The sequence below is a fragment of the Bacillus sp. FSL R5-0443 genome (assembly GCF_038608285.1).
Lineage (GTDB): Bacteria > Bacillota > Bacilli > Bacillales > Bacillaceae > Bacillus > Bacillus velezensis.
Window position 1 is genome coordinate 921,120 of sequence record NZ_CP152013.1, and the last position, 16,911, is coordinate 938,030.

The window sequence follows — 16,911 nt, forward strand, 5'->3', positions numbered from 1 at the left end:
TCTGTACATAAAAATAGATAGGGAGTAGGTCAACTTGAACCTGCGGCTTATAAACAGTCTGTTTCTTTTCATTTTGATCATGTCACTTACTTCATGTCATTATCCTGACGGGAACCGGACAATTACTATCGGAATCAATGAATCTGATCAATCGATCTGGGAGTTTGTCGCGAAAAAAGCCGGTGAGGAAGGATTGCAGCTCTCTTTGGTAACGTTTTCGGATTATGCCGAGGCCGATTTGGCGCTTGCCGGCGGGGATCTCGACGCCAATGCGTTTCAATCCGTTTCTTATTTTCAATCTTTGCCGCCTCATGTGAAAAAGAAGCTGGCTCCTTTAGGAACGACATATGCGGCATCGCTGGGGGTGTATTCCAAGCAACATAAACGGCTGAAGGATATACCGGACGGAGCGGTCATTGCCGTGCCTGGTGAAGCGGCGGCCTTCGGCAGGGCGCTTTTTCTCATGCAGGAGGCCGGACTGATGACATTGAAAAAGGGATTCACCGGTCCGGGTTCAACTGATATGATCAAGGACAACCCGAAGCATCTGACCTTAAAAACGGAAACAAAAAAGAACGCCTATCAGGCGGCGGAACATGCTGACGCAGCAGTTCTCAGTCAAAGCGAGGCGAAAAGAGCAGGATTTCATGCGGAGAAGGACGCGCTGATCCGATCGGCGCAAATGAAGGAAGCGTATATTCATCTGATCGCCGTCAGGGCTGAGGATAAAGATGATGAACGGATGCAAAAACTCCTGTCTTTGTATCAATCAGATGATACCGCGGCGTTTATTGAAAAAGAATATGAGGGCAGCCTGATTCCTGTTTTCCTGAGGGGCGGCTTTCTCACTGAAAAGAAAGAATGATTTCCTCTTCGGGCGATCATTCTTTTTTTTCAGTGCTGCACACTTGATTGCGCCCTGATGTTTTCGCTTTGTACAGCATCCGGTCCGCGATCAGGGGCAATGTCTGAGGGTCCGATGTATTTGTCGGATAATGCGCGATGCCGAGGGAAACGGTCACGGGAATTGTATCTCCGCTCGTCAGCAGAATCGGGTTCGCGTCAATCGTGTGCCTGATTTCTTCTGCGAGGTGAAGCCCTTTTGTATACGTGCAATTGGGCATAAGCACGGCAAATTCTTCCCCGCCGATGCGGGCTGACGGATCAGAACTGCTGAGTAAGAGCCTCAGGCGCGCCCCCAGTTCCTTCAGCACTTGGTCCCCTTCATAATGGCCGTATTGATCATTGATCTGCTTAAAGTGATCAATATCCAAATAAATAAGCGCGAGCTGAGACGAGGGGGATTGAGACGCCCGATCGTACAGAACGCGCGAGACTTCCTCGAATTTTCTCTTATTAAAAATCCCCGTCAGAAAATCATAATTCGCTTGAAACTTGTATTGCTTGAACAAAAGGCGGGCATCGGCTTCGTGTTTAATGATATACAGCGACAGCATTCCGCCCAAGGTAGAAATGAGCCAAAAATAAACGAGGGCCCCGGCAGGCTGTTCAGGCATAAGTAACAGCAGCGTCAGGGTGATAATAACATTTGAAAAGAGCAGCATAACGAACGCATTTTTGTGATTCGGCTTTTTTCCTCTGAATACGGCCACAGAAAGTATCGCAATCATGCCGACTGCGGCGATAGAATAAATGGCGCTGGCATTGAAATTGATCAGGATACGGCCTGCCACGATAATGAAAAAGGCAGCTGCTGTAGACACCCAGCCTCCGTAAAGAGCGGCGATGATAATGGGGATATTTCTGAGATCAATGATGGAATCGGAGTAAGAAAAGCCGAAAGCAATCAGAAAAACCCCTAAAAGCCCGCAAACCGCCCCTTTCAGTAATTGAAACATCGGACGGTCTTCTTTATGTGAAAGCGACTCTTTAAAAAGAACGGTGAAGAGATAATTAAATGTGATTAAAATCGTCAAATTAAGAAACAGTTCCTTCAGCATAACAATCACCCTTATATAAGTTACTAAAGAAAGGATGGAAAGAAAAGAGAAAAATCATTAAAAATACATATATTGTCAATTCTTACTTGACCGATCGGAATTGATGTAATATAGTGTTTAAGGATAATGAGCAAGGGAGTGTTTACCTGTTTTGGAGAATTTATTTGTAATCTTACATGTTTTTATTTTGTTTTTGTTTATAGCAGGTCTGTTTGTGATGCAAAAAAAACACGTTTCCTTTTCTAAACGTGTCTTTACCGCACTCGGATTAGGCATTGTATTCGGTTTTGCACTGCAATTGATTTACGGGCCGGCTTCACATATCGTGACACAAACGGCCGATTGGTTTAATATTGCCGGCGGCGGTTATGTCAAATTGCTTCAGATGATCGTCATGCCGCTAGTCTTTATTTCTATTCTCGGCGCATTTACGAAGCTGAAACTGACCCATAACATCGGGAAAATCAGCGGACTGATCATCGGAATTTTGATTGCTACGACAGCAATTGCCGCGGCAGTCGGAATTGTTTCGGCGCTTTCCTTTGATCTGAAAGCCGTTCATATCGACCAGGGGAGCACTGAGTTATCAAGGGGTCAGGAGCTGCAGCAAAAATCTGAGGACATGACGGCCAAAACGCTGCCTCAGCAAATCGTTGAGCTTCTGCCGGGGAATCCGTTTCTTGATTTCACGGGAGCCAGACCGACTTCCACCATCGGAGTCGTTATTTTCGCCGCTTTCCTCGGCATCGCTTTTCTGGGCGTGAAACGGAAGCAGCCGGAGCACGCAGCGACATTCAGCGGAATTGTCGATGCGGTTTACGCGATTATTATGCGCGTCGTGACATTAATTTTAAGACTGACGCCTTACGGGGTATTGGCGATTATGACCAAAACGATCGCGACAAGCGACATCGACAGCATTGCGAAACTGGGGATGTTTGTGATCGCTTCATACGCCGCGCTTATCGCCATGTTTATCATTCACTTGCTGCTGATCACGTTCAGCGGTTTAAATCCGATCACATACGTGAAAAAAGCATTTCCGGTTATGGTGTTTGCGTTTACGTCCCGTTCAAGCGCAGGGGCTTTGCCGCTCAATATTAAAACACAAAAAAGCATGGGCGTACCGGAAGGCATTGCAAACTTCGCCGGTTCATTCGGCTTATCAATCGGTCAAAACGGCTGTGCCGGCATTTATCCGGCAATGCTCGCGATGATGATTGCTCCGACAGTGGGGCAAAACCCGTTTGAACCGGGATTTATCATTTCCGTCATCGCCATCGTGGCAATCAGTTCATTCGGTGTAGCAGGCGTGGGAGGCGGCGCGACATTTGCGGCTCTTCTCGTCCTATCCGCTTTGAACATGCCTGTGGCGCTTGCCGGGCTGCTCATCTCAATTGAGCCGTTAATTGACATGGGGCGCACCGCCTTAAATGTCAGCGGCAGTATGACCGCAGGGCTGTTAACAAGTAAAATGACGAAGGAAACCGATACCGCGGTGTACAATGATTCCTCAATCGTTATTGAAGCTGAAGAAGCTTAACAAAAAAGCAGATCAATGGTTCATTCTCTTATAGAAAAATATGAGATAGAGCGCTAAAACGAAAAAATCCTTCATCGTTGAACGAATGAAGGATTTTTTCGTTTCTAATGATTTCCGGGTTCAATTTCTTCCAGCATATTCATCACGGTGCTGTCATTTAAAACATTTACCGCGCTTTCTTCGAAGTGAATCGGCTCGGTATAGTGAGGCTTCGGCGAAGTTTCTTTACTGCGGCTGCGGTCTGCCTGTCCGTCCGTATGGGATGAGCCGGAGTGATTGCGGGAAGTCTGCTCATGCTGCTGTCCGCCGGATTCCCCGCCGAAAGCCTGTTTGATCAGCTCGGCAGGCTGTAATGAGCCGGTTTGTGAATGCCGGCCTTTGTCCGTGTGCTGCTGTCCGCCGGATTCCCCGCCGAAAGCCTGTTTGATCAGCTCGGCAGGCTGCAATGAGCCGGTTTGTGAATGCCGGGCTTTGTCTGCGTGCTGCTGTCCGCCGGATTCCCCGCTGAAAGCCTGTTGAATCAGGTCAGCAGGCTGCATGGAGTGTGTGCCATCTTTATGCTGCATTCTGCCTGAAACCATTCCGGAGATTTTCCGGCGGATTTCGGGTGATAAAGCTGCAATCAGAATCGATGATCCGATCAGCAGCGCTGTCGGGCTGATGCCGCTTTTTTTTCTGAACAAGTTAAATCCCTCCTCATTCAATTGATTACGCTTACCTTTCCCTTTCCTTCTGATATTTATCCAAACCGCTCAGAATGCAAACGGCGTGCATAAATCCCGCCGAATAGAAAAACCTATACGTAAAGTGAGAAAGGAGGAATTCACATGATAAAAAAGCAAGCAGTTATCTCTGCCCTTCTTCTGCCGATGCTGATTACCGCAGGGTGCAGTATGGGGAACCAGGGAGAAGGAAAACGAAATGACAACCGCACCCAGAATGTAAATTACCGCAACACGCCTAACGACGGTGCGACAAATATGAATACAGTGAACCGTCATAACCAAAACACCGATCACAATGACAATCGTAACCTGAGAGTGGCTGATAAAGCCGCCGACAAGGTGACTGATTTAAAAGAGGTTAAAAATGCGACTGTGATCGTTGCCGGAAACAGCGCATATGTTGCTGTTGTTTTGACAAACGGGCAAAAAGGCGCCATCGCCAACCATTTAAAAAATAAGATTACCGATAAGGTGAAATCAGCCGATAAACATGTCCGGACTGTATATGTATCAGCGAACCCGGACTTCGTTGAACGCATGCAAGGCTACGGAAAACGAATCCAAAACGGACATCCTGTATCCGGTCTGTTTGATGAGTTCGGCCAAATGGTGCAGCGTGTATTCCCAAACCCCAATAAATAAATGAATGGAAAAGCCGCATTTGCTGCGGCTTTTTTATTTTATCTGCCGTCACGACCCAGCGCTCCTGAGCATAAAGTAAAGAATGAGATGAAAATGAAAGGATCGGGGAGGGGAGCTTGTTTGCGTGACGGCATGGGGAAACGGGCGGTATTCACTCTGATCCTGTGCGGAGTCCTTGTCATATTGGCTGTCAGTTCAGCCGTTTCAGTAAGTATGATGTACATCCTGTCAGGCCAAAACAGCCGCTCTGTTCCGACGAAGGAACAAGTGACTGAACACATGAATAAAGAAATTTACAAACATACAGCGATTTATTATACGGCGGATGAAAAGCCGCTCTTGGATCTGACCAAGCTTACGCTGGACCACGCAAAGCGTATCAATCAAATCATTGTCGGCTATAAAGGTGCAGCGCCGCTTGAACTCATTTTCTTTTCGGATGAAGCTGAAATGGAGCAATATTCAGGATTGAAAAATGTAGTCGGTTTTTATTCAGAACAGGAGCAGATGATGGGGCTTTTGCCTGAAGAGAAAAAACAGCTTTTGAAAAAAGATGAGCTGGCCGTTTTCATGTATAAGCAATTGATTATACATGAATATACACACTATGCGTTTCATCAAAAAACGCGGCAATTGGGGACGGATACGTCTGTATTTCCGCTTTGGTTTCATGAGGGGCTGAGCGAGTGGGTTGCGCATTATGATGTAGTCATTGATCCGATTGCATTTTCCGTCGTGCCGTTTGATCAATTAACGACCGACCGAAAATGGCAGAAATCGCGTATGGAATATGAAACGGATGTCTATTTGCAAAGCTTCTATATGATAAAGGACTTAACCGAAACATTCGGAGAAGGCATTATCTTAACCATTATCAACAAAACCGCCGAAACACAGGATTTTGAAAAAGGCTTTGAAGCGGCTACGAAAGAAAGCCTGAAACAATTTGAACATGATTTCATAAAAGCATATGAAAAAAAGAAAACGGCATTGGAGAGTCAGGTTTCCAACGCCGTTTTTTAATCAATGGAGGTTTTGCTGCTGCTGTCCCATTTGTCCTTTAATCGGAGGCATTTGCGGCTGTCCCTGGGCCGGCGTAAATGAATTCAGCATGGTCTGCATATCTTGTGCATTGAGCTGAGGAACCTGATAATAACCGTGTTTGTTTTGGTATAAGAAGATTTCATACGCCATTTCGACATATTGCTGAATTTGGGCGGAGAGCACTCTTCTAGTGACGGGATTGGTCATTTCAAGCGAGCTCATCGTCAAGAGAGAAGCTTGAGCTTTAATCAGGCCGAGCATATGGCCGCTGATCCCGAGATCTTTGACATCATTTAATGATTGATTCGGTTTTTTCGGCTGAGTCGGTTTTATACCGTAGACGGCCTGGTTCTGTTCCTTCATCATATATGTCGACGTTTCCTGAGAAGGCTTTTGGCCTGTCTTAAAGCATTCTGCCGTCAGATTATAGAGTCCGAGAATGAATTGATACTGGCGGTCAAGGATGTCGGCCAGCTGCTGATCCTGTATAAATTGTCTGAGCATCATAAATTGATCCAAAACGCCGACTGTTCCGGCCAGCACTTCATGCATATCGAAAAGCTCATGTCCTCCGTGATTCACTTGCGGTGAACCCGGAATCCCCTGATTTACTGGCTGCTGCTGATTCTGCTGCTGTTCCACTGGTTGTTTTCCTCCTTCATGTCAAATCATCATTAAGATGTGAAAAAAGCCGATCCGTTATACATCAAGTCCTGTTTCGTTACGTGGGGATTATTTACTATTTTGCGCCAGTGAAGACAATCTTTACAAAAAAATGATGTGATTTTTAAGAAAATAAGCTAACGTATTTCTTAGAAGACAGGGGGGAAATAAATGAAGAAAAAAAGGGGTATGCGTCTTACGTGCTGTTTGCTGACGGTTTGTTTTATGATGTTCAGCGTGAAAGATGCGGAAGCAATCGGACAAGCAGGATCACTGAATGAAGCTGGAATGGATAAAGCGTATAAAGAACGGCAGACTGAAGACTCCGGCCGTGTCCCGCTCAGAATCATCAGCATGAATGATCTGCACGGAAAAATTGATCAGCAATATGAGCTTGACCTTAACGGAGACGGTAAACCGGATGGCACGTTCGGGCGGATGGACTACGCCGCAGCGTACATTAAAAAGGCGAAAGCCGAGAAAGAACACGCCTTTGTCGTGCATGCGGGCGATATGATCGGGGGCAGCTCTCCCGTGTCAGCCCTTTTTCAGGATGAACCGACAGTAGAATTGATGGAAGACATCGGTTTTGATGTCGGAACTGTCGGCAATCACGAATTCGATGAAGGAACGAATGAGCTTAAACGGATCATCAATGGAGGAGATCATCCGGACGGTAAGGGGACAAGCGGTTATGACGGCCAAAATTTCCCGCTCGTCTGCGCCAACTGTAAACTGAAGTCAGGGGAGTCCTTTCTGCCGCCGTATGAAATTAAATACGTTTCCGGAATTCCGGTCGCATTTATCGGGGTTGTAACCAGATCGGCGGCAGGCATGGTCATCCCGGACGGAATTAAAGATATTACGTTTACGGATGAGGTAAAGGCCGTCAATGACGCCGCCGCTGACCTGAAGAAAAAAGGAATTAAAGCAATCGCCGTGCTCGCCCATATGTCTGCTGAACAAAATGGCTCAGCAATCACGGGAGAATCCGCAAAGCTTGCAAGCGGAACAGACTCAGAGATTGATGTGATTTTCGCCGCGCACAATCATAAAGTCGTAAACGGAGAAATCGACGGCAAGCTGATCGTGCAGGCATTTGAATACGGAAAAGCAATCGGAATCGCCGATCTTGAACTTGATAAAGAGTCGAAGGATATCGTGAAAAAATCAGCGGAAATCCAATATATCGATCAAAGTAAAATCAAGCCTGACCCGGCTGCGGCAGGCATATTAAGCAAATATGAAGAGAAAGTGAAACCGATTATCAGCGAAGCGGTCGGGGAAGCGGCCCATGATATAACGGGCGGGTATTCAAATGACGGCGACACGGCGCTCGGAAATCTGATTGCCGACGGTATGAAAGCGAAGATGAAATCCGATTTTGCGCTTATGAATGGGGGAGGCATCCGGGACGGCATAAAAAAAGGGGCGATCACATGGGGAGACCTTTATAATGTACAGCCGTTCGGCAATGTGCTGACGAAGCTTGAAATCAAAGGAAAAGATTTGCGGGAGATCATTAACGCGCAAATTTCTCCGGTGTACGGTCCGGATTACAGCATCAGCGGATTTTCCTATACATGGAACCCGGAAACCGGACAAGCGGTTGAAATGAAAATGGCGGACGGGACAGACATACAGCCCGAAAAAGGATATACAGTAACAGTCAATCAATTTATGGCGACGGCAGCGGGGGCAAAATACGGTCCGATCGGGAAACTCGGCAAGAATCCGGTGACGGGGCCTGAGGATTTGGAAGCGACAGTAGACTATGTCAAAAGCTTTTCCGCGCCGATTTCTTATCAAACCGACGGCCGCATCCGCACGGCATCAGCCGCCGAAACACCTGATGACACCGGCAATCAGCCGGGAAGCGGGGAAACACCGGGCGGCACCAGGCCTGATAAAGGAGAAAAACCTCAAGCGAAAAAACCCGCTAAAAAACCGGATGCGGCAGAACAGCCTGATCAAACCAAAAAACCTGAACGTCCTGTCGTAGAAGAAACAGCATCTGATACAGTGCAGTCAATTCCCGAATCCCGTCCGGCGCCTGCCGCAAATTCGGAACAAAGGACAAAACAGACTGAAAGCGGCACACAAAAAGGCCGCCCATTGCCTGATACTTCAGCGGGCAGCCATCAGACGGCATTGGCCGGCCTGGTGATCACGGGTGCCGGCGTATATTGGCTTTTCAGAAAGAAAAGGGGAACCCACACACGATGAACAAACTGAAACATATTCCGCTTCTCGTCATCATCGCCGGTATCATCATCACATGTTACGGAAGCTGGAAGATCATTGATTCACATATGAAAACGAACCATTCGCTTGAAGAAGCAAAAAAAGCAACAGAACCTGTCTTGGAAAAGAACGAAACAAAAAGCGCTGTGCTGACACAGCGCAAAAAAGAATTTCACCCCGAAACGGGTGAGGCAAGCGGCATTTTAGAAATCCCTGAAATCGACGCTGAGCTCCCGATCGTGGAAGGGACTGACGCAGATGATTTAGCAAAAGGCGTCGGACATTATAAGGACAGCTATTATCCGGGCGATCACGGCCAAATTGTGTTATCCGGCCACAGGGACACGGTGTTCCGCCGGACCGGCGAATTGAAAAAAGGAGACAGACTGAACGTGATTTTGTCTTACGGCACGTTTTCTTATAAAATCAGCCGTACAAAAATCGTCAGCCGGGATGATACATCTGTCATCACCCTTCAGCACAAGCGGGAGGAACTGATCCTGACCACTTGCTACCCGTTTTCTTACATTGGAAATGCGCCGAAACGATATATTATATATGCCGACCCGGTTTAAGAAAAATACGTTTCGGTAAAATGAGCCAGATCAGCCGGCATCGGCGCCTCGGCAACGATTTCTTCTCCTGAGATCGGATGGACGACACTGACTTTTTTTGCGTGAAGCGCCTGCCTGTGAAACAGCGTCCTGCTTCCGCCGTACAGGTCATCGCCCGCCAACGGATGGCCGATGCTTGCCATATGAACCCTGATTTGATGTGTTCTCCCGGTTTCCAGTTCAAGCTCTGCCAATGTAAGCTGCGCACCGGGATGATAGCCTTTCACTTTGTAATGGGTGACGGCGGCTTGTCCGCCGGGTGAGACGCGCCGTCTGACGGAATGTGACCTGTCGCGGCCGATCGGCGAGTCAACCGTGCCTTTTTTCGGCGTGACTTTTCCTTCCGCCGCGGCGATATAGGTGCGTTTTAATGTTTTGGTTTCGAGCTGACGGTCAAGGATTGCATGGGCCAGGCGGTGTTTCGCGAAAACGACCGCGCCTGACGTGTCACGGTCAAGACGGTGAACGTGGCGCACTTTCGCCTGCTCGCCGTTGATTTGAAAATGGTAAGCGATCAGGTTGCTGAGGGTGCCGGTCTGACCCTCTTCATTTGGATGAGTCGGCATTCCCGCCGGCTTATTTGCAATCAGCATATGATTGTCCTCAAATAAAATGTCCGGCTCTCCGTATTCCGGAGTCACCGAAGAACCCGTTTTTTCTTGAAGATCAATGAATAAGCGATCTCCGCTTTTCAGTATGATGTTGTTTTTCGGGGATGTTCGATTCACCTGAATGCTTTCTTGGTTCATCCATTCCGTAATTACGGGTTTTGACGCCTGGAATTCAGATTTCAGGATTGAAAACAGCCATTGTCCGGCGTGCTTTTCCGTAATCAGGAGTTCCAGACCGCGGTCATTTTGTTTCATATCATAAAGCTCCTTTTCAAGCGGAAAGCGGCTGTTTCAATAGGAAACACTTACCTTAGCTTTCGCGTTTTTTTCTGTGCTATTCTTGATAAAGATTAAGGATATTCACATGGCAAGAAAGGTGATTGATGTGAGAATTGTGAACGCAGCGACTGACGGACAAGAAAGCGCGATACAAGAGCTTTCCTCTGAATTGTTTCAAAATGTCTTTCCTCTTTATTTCTCCGAACTGGAAATTCAGCGCTTTAAAAAAAGGGGCGTATTATCATTACAAAACCAACGTTACCAAGGAACTTTAAAAGAAGCGTTTCAAATTATGGCTTGTCTGCAAACGGTACATATCATGCTGTCAAAGCCGCACCCGGTATATGATGTCAAAGAGCGGGCGCTGTTTGATAAAAATTGCGCTTTGCTGAATGAATGCGGAATGAATTTTCCCTTTACCTATGATGATTTCGAGACAGGGGCCGGATCAGAAGCCTGCGGTCACAGAAGGCTGATCTGACGGGTATAAAGAGCCTTTTGACAGGCTCTTTTTTGCTTCCTTGACATGATACCACAATTTCTTTCCTCTAACTCCCTTTATAATGAGACAAATCCCCGAGCATAATAAATATCGAAAGGGGTGCTTTACAATGAGTTCAATCAAACAATCAATGACTACCCACGTGGCTACCGTTTCTCCCAATCAAACGATTCAGGAAGCGGCTGCGCTGATGCACCAGCATAATGTCGGAGCAATTCCCGTCGTTGACGGAGGGGAATTAAAAGGAATGCTGACAGACCGTGATATCGCATTGAGAACAACGGCTCAAGGCCGCGACGGCCAAACACCTGTTTCACACGTGATGTCTTCTGCAGTTGTATCCGGAAACCCGGAAATGAGTCTTGAAGAGGCGTCACATCTGATGGCCCAACACCAAATCCGCCGCCTTCCCATTGTCGATCAAAATCATCTGGTCGGGATCGTTGCGCTTGGAGACTTAGCGGTTGATCAGCGTTCAAATGAGTCTGCGGGAGCGGCTCTTTCCAATATTTCCAGTCAAAACACACAGTAACGGATGAAGAGAGCTTGCACTTATGCAGGCTCTTCTTTCCGTCAGAATGTTACATTTTGAACGCGAAAGAAATTCACGGTATAGTGTATACATAGGTCAGTACGTTTAACTAAAGGAGCTGTAACCATTGATAAAAGCATTAATCTTTGATTTTGACGGGTTAATTTTAGATACAGAAACCCATGAATATGAAGTGCTTCAGGAAATGTTTGAGGAACACGGTTCAACATTGCCTTTATCCGTCTGGGGAAAGGTGATCGGAACGGCCGCGGGGTTTAAGCCGTTCGCATATTTAGAGGAGCAGCTGGGAAGAAAGCTCGATCATGATGAACTGACGGCGATCAGGCGCGGGCGCTTCGAACAGCGGATGAAGACGGAAACGGCTCGCCCCGGGGTGGAAGCTTATTTAGCCGCGGCAAAAGAATTAGGATTGAAAGTGGGGCTCGCGTCCAGCTCAGATTTTAAATGGGTATCGGGCCATCTGAAGGAATTAGGCCTGTTTGATGAATTTGAAGTGATTCAGACGGCTGACGACGTAGAAGAAGTGAAGCCGAATCCGGAACTCTATCTGAAAGCTGCGGAACATTTAGGCGTTGAACCATCTGAATGTCTGGCCTTTGAGGATTCGGTCAACGGCTCAATCGCAGCCAAACGGGCCGGCATGAAATGTGTCATCGTCCCGAATAAGGTAACAAGCGCCCTGTTATTTGAAGAGTACGATCACAGACTGGAATCGATGGCTGAAATGGAACTTGAATTACTCTTACAGCGATTGAACGATCAAAACGAACCGGCAGGGGGAAGCAGCATTGTCTGAGAAACTTGATCTGACCCGTTTTGAAAAGAAAATGGTCATACGGAATATGGAAGAGAAAGATATTAACAAAATTATTGAACTGCAAAAGGATTGTTTTCCGGGGATGGAGCCGTGGGAGCCTGAGCATTTAATCAGCCATCTCGCGCACTTTCCGGAAGGTCAGTTTTGCGCCGAGTATGAAGGGGAAATTATCGGTTCATGCTCAAGCCTGATCATCAATTTCGATGAATATGATGACCGCCACACGTGGCAGGACATTACAGACGACGGTTATATCACGAACCACAACCCGGACGGATTGAATCTGTACGGGATTGAGGTAATGGTTCACCCGGAATACAGACGGATGAAAATCGGACACCGGCTGTATGAGGCGAGAAAAGACTTGGCGAGACGATTGAATCTGAAAAGCATCATTATCGGCGGGCGGATTCCGAATTATCATAAGTATGCGGAAGAAATGACGGCGAGAGCTTATGTCGAACAGGTGACGCGCCATCAGATTTATGATCCGGTGCTTTCTTTCCAGCTGATGAACGGATTTACGCTCATGCGGATCAATCCGAATTATCTCCCGGATGACACCGCGTCCATTAAATATGCGACATTAATGCAATGGAACAATGTCGATTACCTGCCGCAATCGAAGCGCTATTACAAATCGGCATTTCCTGTGCGCATCTGCGTCATTCAATATGAAATGAAAAAGATTTACTCCTTCGAGGAATTTGCCAATCAGGTTGAATATTATGTCGATGTGGCTTCCGATGCGAGATCTGATTTCGCGGTGTTCCCGGAGATTTTCACGACGCAGCTGATGTCTTTCCTCGAGGAGCGTTCTCCGAGTCTGGCCATTCAGAGGATTACCGAATATACCGAGGACTATATCAGCCTCTTTACAGATCTCGCGGTGAAATATAACGTCAACATCATCGGCGGCTCCCACTTCGTTGAAGAAGAGGGGAAAATTTATAACATCGCCTACTTATTCAGACGTGACGGCACGATTGAAAAACAATATAAGCTTCACATTACGCCGAATGAGCGGAAATGGTGGGGCATCAGCGCCGGAGACAGGGTGCGCGTATTTGATACGGACTGCGGAAAGATCGCCATTCAGATCTGTTACGATATCGAATTTCCGGAGCTTGCGAGAATTGCCGCGGATCAAGGGGCGAAAATTATCTTTACGCCGTTCTGCACTGAAGACCGCCAAGGCTACTTGCGCGTAAGGTACTGCTCTCAGGCGAGAGCGGTTGAAAACCAAATTTACACCGTCATCTCAGGTACGGTCGGAAACCTGCCGCAAACAGAAAATATGGATATTCAATACGCGCAGTCAGCCATTTTTGCTCCGTCTGATTTTGAATTTGCCAGAGACGGAATCGTCGGTGAAACGAATCCGAATATCGAAATGGTCGTGATCGGGGACGTGGACCTTGAAATCTTAAGAAGGCAGCGTGAAAACGGAACCGTGCGCCAGCTGAAAGACCGGCGCAAAGATATTTACCGGATTACGCATCTGAAATAAAAAAAACGCCCGCTCCGCTTAAGGGGCGGGTTTTTTTATAAAAACACTTGCACCGGCCCCGGTTTCGGGATATGCTCTTGTAGCCCTTTCGCTTTCTGGGAGAAAGCGTTTTTTTAATTGCCGCCGCTTTATTGACTCGCCCATGCCGCGCCTTTATATTCTTATTAAGAGGAAAACTTCACCAAGAGAATCGGCGTCAGAAGCCGGGCAGCTTTCGATACAGTGCAATGATATTGAAAGGGAGATGAGCGGTGTGGAACATGTACAAAAAAATCAGTCACTCAAACAAAAGGATAAAGAGCTGATTTGGCACGCGATGAAAGGGGCGGAGCCGGATGACAGCATAATCGTCCAAAAAGGGGAAGGCGCCTGGGTTACGGACATTGACGGCAGACGGTATTTGGACGGCATGTCAGGCCTGTGGTGCGTCAATATCGGATATGGGAGAAAGGAACTTGCCGATGCGGCTTACAGCCAATTGAAGGAGCTTCCTTATTATCCGCTGACCCAAAGCCATCAACCTGCGATTGAGCTTGCAGAAAAATTGAATGAATGGCTCGGCGGCGATTATGTAATCTTCTTTTCCAACAGCGGATCGGAAGCAAATGAAACCGCGTTCAAAATTGCCCGCCAATACCACATTGAAAACGGCGATCACAGCCGCTTCAAATTCATCTCCCGGTACAGAGGCTATCACGGTAATACGATGGGGGCGCTCGCCGCTACCGGCCAGGCGCAGAGAAAGTATAAATATGAGCCGCTCTCACAAGGTTTTTTGCACGCGGCGCCGCCTGATCTCTATCGGAATCCCGGCGATGCCGTCACATTGGAAAGCGCGCATGAAATCGACCGGATCATGACGTGGGAGTTAAGCGAAACGATTGCCGGCGTTATTATGGAACCGATTATTACAGGCGGAGGGATACTGATGCCCCCGGACGGGTATATGGCAAAGGTAGAGGACATTTGCCGCCGCCACGGCGCGCTTCTGATCAGTGATGAAGTTATTTGCGGTTTCGGCCGCACGGGAGAGCCGTTCGGATTTCAGCATTACGGCGTTTCACCGGACATCGTCACAATGGCAAAAGGCATTACGAGCGCTTATCTGCCGCTGTCGGCAACGGCAGTAAAACGGGAGATTTTTGAGGCGTATTCGGGCGGTGAGCCGTACGGCCGCTTCCGGCACGTGAATACATTCGGAGGCAATCCGGCAGCCTGCGCCCTGGCCTTGAAAAACCTGCAATTGATGGAGGACGAAAATTTGATCGCCCGCTCCCGGGAGCTTGGAGAAAGGCTGCTCCGTGAGCTTGAGCCGCTCAGAGAACATCCGGCGGTCGGAGATGTACGGGGCAAGGGCCTTCTTGCCGGCATTGAGCTCGTCAAGGACAAAGTCACGAAGGAACCCGCTGATGCCGCCCTTGTGCAGCACGTCATCACCGCGTGCAGAGAAAAAGGCCTGCTTGTCGGGAAAAATGGCGATACTGTAGCGGGATATAATAATGTCATTCAGCTGTCTCCGCCTTTTTGCCTGTCGGACGAGGAGCTCTCTTTCATCATTTCGACCGTCAAGGAAAGCGTGCTGAGCATTGATTTTTAATGTAAAGGAGTAAAACATGAGTTTTCACAACCAGCAGATTCTACCGGCAATCCGGAACATGAAGCAATTCGATGCATTTTTAGAAAGTCCGTTCTTATACGGCGTCATTTTAGATATCCACCTCGGTCAATTAAAAGGTGTCGTGAATGAAGCAAAAAAACACGGAAAACTTCTGATGGTTCACGTCGATTTAATCCACGGCATTAAGCATGATGAATACGGTGCGGAGTTCATTTGCCAGGATATCCGGCCCGCGGGCATCATTTCGACGAGATCATCAGTCATCGTCAAAGCGAAACAAAAGAAAATATACGCGATCCAGCGTCTGTTTCTCTTGGATACAAGCGCCATGGAGAAAAGCATGGAATTCGTCGGAAAGCATAAGCCTGACTTTATCGAGGTTCTCCCGGGCATCGTTCCGACTTTAATCAGAGAAATTAAAGAAATGACGGGGATTCCGATTTTTGCCGGCGGCTTCATCCGCACGGAGCAGGACGTTGAAAACGCCTTGCAGGCAGGAGCCACGGCCGTGACGACTTCAGACACCGAACTATGGGCTAAATATGAACATTCTATGACAAAAAAAGATTGACACCGCTTACACCCATTGTTACAATAGACCTAGGTTAATACTATGTGATGGAGACCCGGAGACCCACAACAGCTCTTTACGGAAGCAATAAAGCGTAAAGCGGTTTGTTGTGGGTTTTTTATTCTCTATAACTCTGTCAAACCTGCTATTTTGTCATTTAGGAGGAATGATGATGACAGCATTTTGGGGAGAAGTAATCGGTACAATGCTGCTTGTTATTTTCGGCGGCGGCGTTTGTGCGGGAGTCAACTTAAAGAAATCGCTTTCATACCAATCCGGATGGATTGTTATTGTATTCGGCTGGGGATTGGGAGTAGCCATGGCGGCATATGCCGTCGGCAGCATCAGCGGCGCCCACTTGAATCCGGCTTTAACGATAGGCCTTGCGCTTGAAGGCAGCTTTCCTTGGAAAGAGGTACCTGTTTATATTGCGGGACAGATGATCGGAGCAATGATCGGTGCGGTTGTTGTGTACCTTCATTATCTGCCGCATTGGAAGGCGACGGATGATCCGGCCGCTAAACTGGGCGTTTTCTCGACCGGCCCGAGTATTCCTCATACATTTGGGAATATGATAAGTGAAGTCATTGGTACGTTTGTGCTTGTGCTCGGCATTTTGGCAATCGGAGCGAATGAATTTACAAAAGGGCTGAACCCGCTGATTGTCGGATTCCTCATCGTTGCCATCGGGATTTCTCTTGGAGGGACGACCGGATATGCGATCAACCCTGCGCGGGATTTGGGGCCGAGAATCGCTCACGCCTTTCTGCCGATCCCGAAAAAAGGGCCTTCAAATTGGAAATATGCCTGGATTCCCGTAATCGGTCCGATCATGGGCGGTGCGTTCGGCGGCGTATTTTACAATGCCGCGTTTAAAGGAAATGTGACACCTAGCTTTTGGTTTGTAAGCGTTATAATGGTTGTAGTGCTTTTCATACTCTATATTTATACCAAGAAATCTCAATCACGGAAAACATTATCAAATTCTGAATATATTTAAAAAGGAGAGCGGCA

17 protein-coding genes are annotated in these 16,911 nt (G+C 47.6%); 13 read left to right on the forward strand and 4 right to left on the reverse strand.

What is annotated here, in order from left to right; all coding sequences use genetic code 11:
- Positions 1-34 precede the first annotated feature (34 nt).
- Positions 35-865 (forward strand): MetQ/NlpA family ABC transporter substrate-binding protein, encoded by an 831-nt coding sequence (locus tag NYE28_RS04755; protein WP_043021369.1) that lies wholly within the window; start codon positions 35-37, stop codon positions 863-865.
- Between the two features lie 16 nt (positions 866-881).
- Here NYE28_RS04755 and NYE28_RS04760 read toward each other — a convergent pair whose 3' ends face one another.
- Positions 882-1,961 (reverse strand): diguanylate cyclase, encoded by a 1,080-nt coding sequence (locus NYE28_RS04760; RefSeq protein WP_012117154.1) that lies wholly within the window; start codon positions 1,959-1,961, stop codon positions 882-884.
- A gap of 151 nt (positions 1,962-2,112) precedes the next feature.
- Between NYE28_RS04760 and NYE28_RS04765 the strand changes: the two genes are divergently transcribed.
- Positions 2,113-3,504: an L-cystine transporter gene (locus NYE28_RS04765; protein WP_025284474.1), complete on the forward strand. Its 1,392-nt coding sequence runs from the start codon at positions 2,113-2,115 to the stop codon at positions 3,502-3,504.
- Between the two features lie 104 nt (positions 3,505-3,608).
- Here NYE28_RS04765 and NYE28_RS04770 read toward each other — a convergent pair whose 3' ends face one another.
- Complete coding sequence (locus tag NYE28_RS04770) at positions 3,609-4,187, reverse strand: hypothetical protein (RefSeq protein ID WP_160222928.1); 579 nt, start codon at positions 4,185-4,187, stop codon at positions 3,609-3,611.
- Between the two features lie 144 nt (positions 4,188-4,331).
- Between NYE28_RS04770 and NYE28_RS04775 the strand changes: the two genes are divergently transcribed.
- The gene (locus NYE28_RS04775; RefSeq protein ID WP_003155362.1) at positions 4,332-4,871 is read left to right on the forward strand and encodes a YhcN/YlaJ family sporulation lipoprotein; all 540 of its coding nucleotides are present in this window, start codon (positions 4,332-4,334) and stop codon (positions 4,869-4,871) included.
- 120 nt (positions 4,872-4,991) lie between these two features.
- The gene (locus tag NYE28_RS04780) at positions 4,992-5,894 is read left to right on the forward strand and encodes a hypothetical protein (RefSeq protein ID WP_160222929.1); all 903 of its coding nucleotides are present in this window, start codon (positions 4,992-4,994) and stop codon (positions 5,892-5,894) included.
- Here NYE28_RS04780 and NYE28_RS04785 read toward each other — a convergent pair whose 3' ends face one another.
- A complete protein-coding gene (locus NYE28_RS04785; RefSeq protein ID WP_160222930.1) occupies positions 5,895-6,557 on the reverse strand; it encodes a spore coat protein in 663 nt (220 codons plus the stop codon). It abuts the gene before it with no gap.
- Positions 6,558-6,749: 192 nt separating this feature from the next.
- Between NYE28_RS04785 and NYE28_RS04790 the strand changes: the two genes are divergently transcribed.
- Positions 6,750-8,804: a 5'-nucleotidase C-terminal domain-containing protein gene (locus NYE28_RS04790; protein WP_160222931.1), complete on the forward strand. Its 2,055-nt coding sequence runs from the start codon at positions 6,750-6,752 to the stop codon at positions 8,802-8,804.
- On the forward strand, positions 8,801-9,397 hold the full coding sequence (locus NYE28_RS04795) for a class D sortase (protein ID WP_039062837.1): 597 nt from the start codon (positions 8,801-8,803) through the stop codon (positions 9,395-9,397). Before NYE28_RS04790 ends, NYE28_RS04795 begins: the two co-directional genes overlap by 4 nt.
- Here NYE28_RS04795 and NYE28_RS04800 read toward each other — a convergent pair.
- Positions 9,394-10,302, reverse strand: a complete 909-nt coding sequence (locus tag NYE28_RS04800; protein ID WP_076423787.1) for an RluA family pseudouridine synthase — start codon at positions 10,300-10,302, stop codon at positions 9,394-9,396. The genes NYE28_RS04795 and NYE28_RS04800 overlap by 4 nt on opposite strands.
- 109 nt (positions 10,303-10,411) lie before the next feature.
- Between NYE28_RS04800 and NYE28_RS04805 the strand changes: the two genes are divergently transcribed.
- The 7 genes from NYE28_RS04805 (at position 10,412) to NYE28_RS04835 (ending at position 16,897) form a co-directional block, all read left to right on the forward strand.
- Entirely contained in the window at positions 10,412-10,807 is a 396-nt protein-coding gene (locus NYE28_RS04805) for a DUF5365 family protein (RefSeq protein ID WP_007408448.1), read from the forward strand.
- 130 nt (positions 10,808-10,937) lie between these two features.
- Positions 10,938-11,360: a CBS domain-containing protein gene (locus tag NYE28_RS04810; RefSeq protein ID WP_007408449.1), complete on the forward strand. Its 423-nt coding sequence runs from the start codon at positions 10,938-10,940 to the stop codon at positions 11,358-11,360.
- Positions 11,361-11,487: 127 nt separating this feature from the next.
- Positions 11,488-12,177 carry an HAD family hydrolase gene (locus NYE28_RS04815; RefSeq protein ID WP_003155347.1) on the forward strand — a complete coding sequence of 230 codons (690 nt, stop codon included), beginning with the start codon at positions 11,488-11,490 and terminating at the stop codon, positions 12,175-12,177.
- Positions 12,170-13,708, forward strand: a complete 1,539-nt coding sequence (locus NYE28_RS04820; protein WP_007408451.1) for a bifunctional GNAT family N-acetyltransferase/carbon-nitrogen hydrolase family protein — start codon at positions 12,170-12,172, stop codon at positions 13,706-13,708. Before NYE28_RS04815 ends, NYE28_RS04820 begins: the two co-directional genes overlap by 8 nt.
- A 244-nt stretch (positions 13,709-13,952) precedes the next feature.
- Positions 13,953-15,305, forward strand: a complete 1,353-nt coding sequence (locus NYE28_RS04825; RefSeq protein ID WP_088056574.1) for an aspartate aminotransferase family protein — start codon at positions 13,953-13,955, stop codon at positions 15,303-15,305.
- 16 nt (positions 15,306-15,321) lie between these two features.
- Entirely contained in the window at positions 15,322-15,897 is a 576-nt protein-coding gene (locus NYE28_RS04830; protein WP_007610287.1) for a glycerol-3-phosphate responsive antiterminator, read from the forward strand.
- A gap of 172 nt (positions 15,898-16,069) precedes the next feature.
- The gene (locus NYE28_RS04835) at positions 16,070-16,897 is read left to right on the forward strand and encodes an MIP/aquaporin family protein (protein WP_015417110.1); all 828 of its coding nucleotides are present in this window, start codon (positions 16,070-16,072) and stop codon (positions 16,895-16,897) included.
- Positions 16,898-16,911: the final 14 nt, after the last annotated feature.

Coding starts and splice junctions, on each gene's coding strand:
- NYE28_RS04810 (WP_007408449.1), top strand. CDS start 10,938: ATGAGTTCAATCAAACAATCAATGACTACCCACGTGGCTACCGTTTCT.
- NYE28_RS04790 (WP_160222931.1), top strand. CDS start 6,750: ATGAAGAAAAAAAGGGGTATGCGTCTTACGTGCTGTTTGCTGACGGTT.
- NYE28_RS04800 (WP_076423787.1), bottom strand. CDS start 10,302: ATGAAACAAAATGACCGCGGTCTGGAACTCCTGATTACGGAAAAGCAC.
- NYE28_RS04775 (WP_003155362.1), top strand. CDS start 4,332: ATGATAAAAAAGCAAGCAGTTATCTCTGCCCTTCTTCTGCCGATGCTG.
- NYE28_RS04835 (WP_015417110.1), top strand. CDS start 16,070: ATGACAGCATTTTGGGGAGAAGTAATCGGTACAATGCTGCTTGTTATT.
- NYE28_RS04825 (WP_088056574.1), top strand. CDS start 13,953: ATGAGCGGTGTGGAACATGTACAAAAAAATCAGTCACTCAAACAAAAG.
- NYE28_RS04830 (WP_007610287.1), top strand. CDS start 15,322: ATGAGTTTTCACAACCAGCAGATTCTACCGGCAATCCGGAACATGAAG.
- NYE28_RS04760 (WP_012117154.1), bottom strand. CDS start 1,961: ATGCTGAAGGAACTGTTTCTTAATTTGACGATTTTAATCACATTTAAT.
- NYE28_RS04795 (WP_039062837.1), top strand. CDS start 8,801: ATGAACAAACTGAAACATATTCCGCTTCTCGTCATCATCGCCGGTATC.
- NYE28_RS04805 (WP_007408448.1), top strand. CDS start 10,412: ATGGCAAGAAAGGTGATTGATGTGAGAATTGTGAACGCAGCGACTGAC.